The 6495-nt window shown below is 71.7% G+C and carries 5 protein-coding genes and 1 riboswitch; of the genes, 4 read left to right on the top strand and 1 reads right to left on the bottom strand.

All coding sequences use genetic code 11. From position 1 onward, the window contains the following. A partial coding sequence (locus tag K6I33_RS07435) for a chitinase C-terminal domain-containing protein (protein WP_229349041.1) occupies positions 1–2139 on the bottom strand: 2139 nt, incomplete at its 3' end. Positions 2140–2466: 327 nt separating this feature from the next. Next, positions 2467–2597, top strand: a riboswitch (FMN riboswitch). Between the two features lie 185 nt (positions 2598–2782). Here K6I33_RS07435 and ribD point away from each other — a divergent pair. Genes ribD through K6I33_RS07415 form a run of 4 tightly spaced genes read left to right on the top strand, consistent with a single transcriptional unit; the run spans position 2783 to position 6466 of the window. Beyond that, positions 2783–3916: a bifunctional diaminohydroxyphosphoribosylaminopyrimidine deaminase/5-amino-6-(5-phosphoribosylamino)uracil reductase RibD gene (gene ribD, locus K6I33_RS07430; protein ID WP_229349033.1), complete on the top strand. Its 1134-nt coding sequence runs from the start codon at positions 2783–2785 to the stop codon at positions 3914–3916. 2 nt (positions 3917–3918) lie between these two features. Then, positions 3919–4530 (top strand): riboflavin synthase, encoded by a 612-nt coding sequence (locus tag K6I33_RS07425; protein ID WP_229349031.1) that lies wholly within the window; start codon positions 3919–3921, stop codon positions 4528–4530. Continuing rightward, a complete protein-coding gene (locus K6I33_RS07420) occupies positions 4527–5189 on the top strand; it encodes a nicotinamide mononucleotide transporter family protein (RefSeq protein WP_229349028.1) in 663 nt (220 codons plus the stop codon). The genes K6I33_RS07425 and K6I33_RS07420 overlap by 4 nt, the downstream gene beginning before the upstream one ends. Further along, positions 5186–6466, top strand: a complete 1281-nt coding sequence (locus tag K6I33_RS07415; RefSeq protein WP_229349025.1) for a bifunctional 3,4-dihydroxy-2-butanone-4-phosphate synthase/GTP cyclohydrolase II — start codon at positions 5186–5188, stop codon at positions 6464–6466. The genes K6I33_RS07420 and K6I33_RS07415 overlap by 4 nt, the downstream gene beginning before the upstream one ends. Positions 6467–6495: the final 29 nt, after the last annotated feature.

Below are 6495 nucleotides of genomic sequence, written 5' to 3'. Positions count from 1 at the left end.
GGCGCCGCCGGGGTCGACCACGGTCGTGCCCCGGGTCAGGTCGCCGGCCAGCGCGTACGTCGTCCCGCCGACGCTCACCGTCCAGTTGGACGGGGTGGCGGCCGGGAGGTAGTAGACGTAGTCGACGACGGCCGTGGCGCCCGGGGCGAGCGACTGCCAGGCGGGCAGTTTCAGGGAGACCCGGTTGTAGTCGCCCTTGAGGCCGCCGATGTTGTTCGCCGCCGTGTGGTCGCTGCGGACGACCTTCAGGCCCCAGCCGGACTGGTCCTTGGCGTTGCCCGGTGCCGCATTGCCGTAGTCGAACTGGAACTCGGAGCCGCCGGGGACGGTGGTCTTGCTGTTGTTGGTGATGCGCAGCTTGGGGCTGATGGGGTAGTTGGAGTCGCCGAGGGGGAAGTCGGTGAGGCTGACGTCGATGTCGAGGGCCTGGGTGGGCAGATCGGTGGTCGCGCGCCGGGCGCCGTAGGCGGGGGCGGACTTGAAGGCGTCGTACATCGCCGAGGTGAGCGTGGTGCCGGGCTCGTACTGGCCCTTGGCGGCGTTCCAGCCGTAGTCGCCGGCGAGTTCCCAGATCATGGTGCCGCCGAGGCCCTTGTCGACGACGTACTGGGCCTTGGCCTTGACGGACTGCTCGTCCTCGGTGGAGAGGAAGACCTTCTTCTCGGCGTTCCACAGCCAGGGCGCGGTGAGGGTCGCGTCGTAGCGGCGGGCGTAGGTGCCGGTGAGCTTGGTGCCGGCGGGGAAGCCGTAGCGGGTGAGGTAGTCGCCGGCGACGCCCTTCTCCAGGTTCTTGGCGTGCCACATGGGGTTGGAGCCGGCGGGGGACTCCTTGCCGTCGTCGTCGAGGTCGTGCCAGAGGTTGTCGACGCCGACGGCGCCGTCGCCGCAGGTGGTCAGGCCCGAGCCGGCCGGGCAGGTGGTCGTCTTCGCCTGGCCCCACAGGCCGTCGGTGCCGCCGGTGACGTTCTTCCAGCCGCGGGTGTAGTACGGCAGGCCGAGGTTGACCCGGCCGGGCGGCAGGGCGCCGCGGAAGTAGTGGTAGGCCCAGTCGCCGTTGAGGTAGCCGATGCCGCCGTACTGGGCGGTGGTGTAGACGCCCCACTTGGCGAGTTCGGCGTCCTTTCCGTCGTCGTACAGCGCGGCGTTCGGGCCGACGAATTCGTTCCAGGCGCCGTGGAGGTCGTACGACATGACGTTGACGTAGTCCAGGTACTTCGTGGCCTGGTAGGTCTCCATGCCGCGCAGGAGGTATCCGGAGGAGGGGGCGGCGACGGAGAGCAGATAGTGCTTGCCGTCGGCGGCACCGGCCCGGTCCAGTTTTTCGCGGAGGGTCTTCAGCAGCGCCGTGTAGCCCTTGTTGAGGCCGCCGCGCCGGGCGTTGGCGAGCGCCCAGTCCTTGGGGTTCCCGGCGTCCTTCATGGAGGTCGGGTACTCGTAGTCGATGTCGACGCCGTTGAACCCGTACTTCTTGACGAACGCGACGGCGGAGTCGGCGAAGGTGTCGATGCCGGCCTGGTTGACCGAGCCGTCGGCGTTCGTGGCGGTCTTGTAGAAGCCGCCGGAGTCGACGCGCTTGCCGTTCTCGTCGATGTATCCGCCGGTCTCCGCCCAGCCGCCCACGGAAATGAGCGTCTTCACGTCCGGGTGCTGTTTCTTGAATTTGTTGAGCAGGTTGAAGTGGCCCTTGTAGGGGAGGGCCGGGTCCATTTCCGCGCCGGCCGTTCCGGGCCAGGTCATTCCGGTCGCGGGATTGTCCGGGCCGTCCGCGCCGACGGATATCTTGTCGTCCTGCCCGACGTGCGCGAAGGCGTAATTGAGGTGGGTGACCTTGTCCCAGGGGATGTCGGGGGCCAGATAGGCGGGGGTGCCGTCCTTGCCGGTGCGCCAGCCGGTGAAGTAGCCGATGACGCGGCGCTGGTGGCCGTCGCCCATCTTCTCGCGGCCGGCGGCGTCGTAGACGGAACAGTAGGGGACGTCGACGCCCGGGGTGGCGTAGAGGCCGTCGGGGCGGCAGGCGGACTGGTCCTGGGCGTGGGAGGCGGTGGCCGAGAGGGTGCCGACGAGCAGCCCGGCCAGCGCGGTGCCCGTCGCCGCGAGGGCGGTGGCTCTTCGGACGCGGGGTCCGGGGGATCTCTTCAGGGACAACACGAGCGTGTTCCTCACAGTGGGGGCTCTTGCGAGCGCGGTGCGTGGGGGGCTTGCGACGTGCTGTGGCCCGTGGTGTGCGCGACCGGCGGGCCTTACTCCTCGGAGGTGTGGCAGAGGTTAAGAGGACTAGACCAGTGCGTCAATAGGTCCGGACCAAGCCTCCTTATTCCTTCGTCGCCGTCGGTGTGAGCCTCGGCGCACTGTGTCAAGTCCCCATGGACACCGCGCCGCCGCCCGGCGTACGCTCGGAACGTCCGGCCCGCGGATCAAGAAACCGCAGGTCAGGCACCCTGTACTATTGAGCGAAAATTTTTTACGCAGCGCACTCCGGGGTCGGTGAAAATCCGAACCGGCGGTTACAGTCCGCGACCCGACCACCGCCAGTGGCCGGTTGACCAGGTGAAATTCCTGGACCGACGGTTAAAGTCCGGATGGGAGGCAGTGCGCGGCGGGCACGCATCGGCACCACCGTCACAGGTGACGCGGATGGGTGGCGGTTCCACCGGTTTCACCACTGGCACCGCCGTACCCTCTCCCGTCCCCCGCCGGACGGTCCCCGCCGCTGTGGTCCCGCTCATCGTCGTCCTCGAACGACGCCCCGGAGTCCGTTGCCCGACGAGGCAGGAGGACCCCGGTGGCCACCGCGACCGAAGCAGACGCGATGCGACGCGCCATCGCGCTCGCCGCCCGCGCCCTCGGCTCGACCAGTCCCAACCCCGTCGTCGGCTGTGTCGTCCTCGACCCCCGCGGCCGGGTCCTCGGCGAGGGCTGGCACCAGCGGGCCGGCGGCCCCCACGCCGAGGCAGCCGCCCTGCGCGCCGCCGCCGACGCCGGCCACGACGTCCGGGGCGCCACCGCCGTCGTCACCCTCGAACCCTGCAACCACACCGGCCGCACCGGCCCCTGTGCCCAGGCCCTCATCGAGGCCGGCGTCGCCCGGGTCGTCTACGCGGTCGCCGACCCCAACCCCACCGCCACCGGCGGCGCGGCCACCCTGGCCGCCGCCGGCGTCGACGTCGAGGGCGGCCTCCTCGCCGGCCAGGCCGCCGAGGGCAACGCCGCGTGGCTCACCTCCGTGCGCCGGGCGCGTCCCTTCGTGGTGTGGAAGTACGCCGCCACCCTCGACGGCCGCAGCGCCGCCGCCGACGGCACCAGCCGCTGGATCACCTCCGCCGAGTCCCGCGCGGACGTCCACCGGCTGCGCGCCGAGGCCGACGCCGTCGTCGTCGGCTCCGGCACCCTGCGCGCCGACGATCCCCACCTGGCCGTACGCGGCGAGCCGCTGCGCCGGGGCACCGTCACCCAGCCGCTGCGTGTCGTCGTCGACACCCACGCCACCGTCAAGCCCGGCGCCCGCGTCCTGGACGACGCCGCGCCCACGCTCGTCGCCGTGGCCGAGGACGCCGACACCCGCCACCTCGCGGGCGTCGAGACCGTACGGCTGCCGCGCGCCGAGGGCGGCAACGGCCTCGACATCCGCGCGCTGCTCGACGTCCTCCACCGCCGCGAGATCCGCTCCGTCCTGCTGGAGGGCGGACCCACCCTCGCCGGCGCCTTCGTGGCCGCCGGCGCCGTCGACCGTGTCATCGGCTATCTGGCCCCCGCCCTGCTGGGCGCCGGACCGGCCGCCCTCGGCGACGCCGGGATCGGCACCATCGCCCGGGCACTGCGCCTCGACGTCACCGACGTCTCCCGCCTCGGCACCGACCTGCGCGTCACCGCCACCCCCATCGCTCCCGCCACCGCCTCCGCCATCGAGGAGAACTGACAGTGTTCACCGGAATCGTCGAAGAACTGGGTGAGGTCGTCGCCGTGGAGGAGCTCGGCGACAGCTCCCGCTTCCGGCTGCGCGGCCCCCTGGTCACCGAAGGCGCCAAGCACGGCGACTCCATCGCCGTCAACGGCGTCTGCCTCACCGTCGTGGACACCGCGGACGGCGAGTTCACGGCCGATGTGATGGCCGAGACCCTCAAGCGCTCCAGCCTCGGCGCCCTCGCCGCCGGCTCCCGCGTCAACCTCGAACGCCCCATGGCGCTCGGCGGCCGCCTCGGCGGCCACCTGGTCCAGGGCCACGTCGACGGCACCGGCACCATCGTCGAACGCGTGCCCGGCGAGCACTGGGAGATCGTGAAGGTCGCCCTCCCGGCCGCGCTCGCCCGCTACGTGGTGGAGAAGGGCTCCATCACCGTCGACGGGGTGAGCCTGACGGTGGTCGAGGCCGGTGACGACTTCTTCACCATCAGCCTCATCCCCACCACGCTCGCCCTGACCACCCTCGGCGTCAAGCAGGCCGGCGACCCGGTCAACCTCGAGGTGGACGTCCTCGCCAAGTACGTCGAGCGGCTGCTCGGCGACCGCGCCCAGGAGGGATCCGCCGCATGAGCGCCCTCGACTGGCTCAGCCAGGAGGCATTCTCGGCCTTCGGCCAGAAGGTGATCTGGTCCGACATGATCGGCAACACCATCGGCCTCGCCGCCCTCGCCCTCGGCTGGCGCCGCTCCATATGGACCTGGCCCGCCCAGCTGCTCTCCGGCGTCATCCTCGTCACCGCCTACGCCTCCGCCCACCTCAGCGGTGGCGTCGGCAAGCAGCTCCTGGTCATCGGGGTCGCGGCGTGGGGCTGGCGGCAGTGGACCCGCGGCAGGCGGCAGGCCCAGGACGGCTCCCTCGCCATCCGCTTCGCCTCCTGGCGCGAGCGCGCGGCGCTGCTCGCCGGCACCGCCGTCGGCACGATCGCCGTCGGCGCCCTCTTCACGGCCGTCCCCGAACTCTCCTGGAACCCCTGGCCGGACGCGTACATCTTCGTCGGCACCCTCGCCGCGATGGTCGCCCAGGCCCGCGGGCTGGTGGAGTTCTGGTTCGCCTGGCTGCTCGTCGACGTCGTCGGCGTCCCGCTCGCCTTCGACAGCGGGCTCGCCTTCTCCGGCCTCGTCTACGTCGTCTACTTCGCCCTCGTCCTGTGGGGCATGCGCGACTGGTGGCTGCGCTCGCGGATGAGCAACGCGGCCACGGCAACTGTTACGGAAGGAGTGGCGGCATGACCGCCCTGCAGAGCTGGTACGCGAGCGACGAGATCGTCCTGGACCCCGTCGAGCGCGCCATCGCCGACGTCGCCGCGGGCCGGCCCGTCGTCGTCGTGGACGACGCCGACCGCGAGAACGAGGGCGACCTCATCGTCGCCGCCGAGAAGGTCACCACCGAGATCGTGGCCTTCATGATGAGCGAGTGCCGCGGCCTGATCTGCGTGCCCATGGAGGAGCCGGACATCGACCGGCTCGACCTGCCGCAGATGGTCACGCGCAACACCGAGTCCATGCGCACCGCCTTCACCGTCTCCGTCGACGCCGGCCGCGCCCACGGCACCGACACCGGCATCTCCGCCGCCGACCGCGCCATCACCATCCGGCTGCTGGCCGACCCGGCCGCCATCCCCGGCGACTTCGTCCGCCCCGGCCATGTCTTCCCGCTGCGCGCCAAGCCCGGCGGCGTCCTGGCCCGCAACGGCCACACCGAGGCCGGCGTCGACCTCGCCCGCCTCGCCGGGCTCCGCCCGGCCGCGGCCATCGTGGAGATCGCCGGCGAGGACGGCGCCATGCTGCGCCTGCCCGAGCTGGTCCCCTTCGCCCGTAAGCACGGCCTGTCGATCATCTCCATCGAGGACCTGATCGCCTACCGCCGCGCCGCCGAGCCCACCGTCCGGCGCGAGGCCGAGACCCGGCTGCCCACGGCCTTCGGCGACTTCACGGCCTACGGCTACCGCTCCACCACCGACGGCGTCGAGCACATCGCGCTGGTCGCCGGCGAGCTCGGCGACGGCGAGGACGTCCTGGTGCGCGTCCACTCCGAGTGCCTCACCGGCGACGTCTTCGGCTCGCTGCGCTGCGACTGCGGCCCCCAGCTCCACGCCTCCCTGGAGCGGATCGCCGACGAGGGCCGGGGCGTCGTCCTCTACCTGCGGGGCCACGAGGGCCGCGGCATCGGCCTGCTGCCCAAGCTGCGCGCCTACCAGCTGCAGGAGAACGGCCACGACACGCTCGACGCCAACCTGGAGCTGGGCCTGCCGGCCGACGCCCGGGACTACGCCGCCGGCGCGCAGGTCCTCACCGACCTCGGGGTGCGCTCGCTGCGGCTGATGACCAACAACCCCGACAAGACCGCCGCCCTCGTCCGGCACGGACTCAAGGTCAACGGCCGTGAGCCCATGCCCGTACAGGCCGGGGAGCACAATCTGCGCTATCTGCGCACCAAGCGGGACCGCATGGGACACGACCTGCCGTGGCTCGACGGCGAGCACGTGTCCGCCTGCGGCAACCAGTGACCAGAAGCAACGCGACGCAAGGAGACGGT

The organism is Streptomyces sp. UNOB3_S3 (assembly GCF_020740895.1).
Lineage (GTDB): Bacteria > Actinomycetota > Actinomycetes > Streptomycetales > Streptomycetaceae > Streptomyces.
Note: the sequence above shows the minus strand (reverse complement) of the source record. Positions and strands in the feature narration are given on the sequence as shown.